Genomic DNA, 853 nt, shown 5'->3' with positions numbered 1-853 from the left:
GGTCGACGGATCGTCGGACGGATCGGTGGGAGGAGTCTGCACAGGCGACATGGTGATGCCTTTCCCGGGGGTCCACGCCCCGCGTCGGTGGCCGTGCCTGGGGCGCACTCCCCGGTGACGGTGGCGGGACCGCGCCGGATTCGCGCCGGACTTCCTCGCCGTTCGCCGCTCGTGGCCCCGTCACGATCGCAGAGAGGTGGGCGGTGTTGTCAAGCACTCCGCTGTCGTCGTGACAAAGAAACGATCAACCGGCATCGCCCGAGTCCGGCACGTATGCTCCGCCGGTGCCCACCAGTCCGCGGGAGCGTGTCCGCGACGCCTGCCCCGGTGTGCTGACGACACATCCGGCCGCGGATGGCGCGCTCGCGCGGCTGCGGCTGCCCGGGGGGCGGCTGACCGCCGCCGCGGCGAAGACCCTCGCCGGCTGCGCGCGGGAGTTCGCCGACGGCCACCTTGAGCTCACCTCCCGGGCGAACGTGCAGCTACGCGGCCTGGCCGACGGCACGGTCGAGGAGCTCGCCGCCCGGGTGAGCGCGGTCGGCCTGCTGCCCTCGACGACGCACGAGCGGGTCCGCAACATCGTGGGCTCGCCGCTGTCCGGACGCGGCGAGGCCGGCTGCCGGGACATCGCGCCGGTCGTCGCCGAGCTGGACCGCCGGCTGTGCGCGGATCCGGCTCTCGCCGCGCTGCCCGGCCGGGTGCTGTTCGCCGTCGACGACGGCAGCGGGGACCTGGCCGGGCTGCCCGCGGACCTCGCGCTGCGCGCCCTGCCCTCCGGGGAGATGCTGCTGGCCGTCGCGGGCGCGACCCGCGCGCTGCGGTTGCCCGTCCACGTCGCCGTACCCGCGCTCCT

The 853-nt window shown here is 75.4% G+C and carries 1 pseudogene; it reads left to right on the top strand.

Annotated features, from left to right (window positions below):
- Window positions 1-284: 284 nt before the first annotated feature.
- Window positions 285-853 (top strand): annotated as a pseudogene (locus AC08ON_RS06240) (nitrite reductase); the annotation flags it as partial.

This window comes from Frankia sp. CoWAU3, from assembly GCF_977971855.1.
The sequence above is the reverse complement of the archived record's forward strand: the minus strand, read 5'-3'. Positions and strand labels throughout refer to the sequence as shown.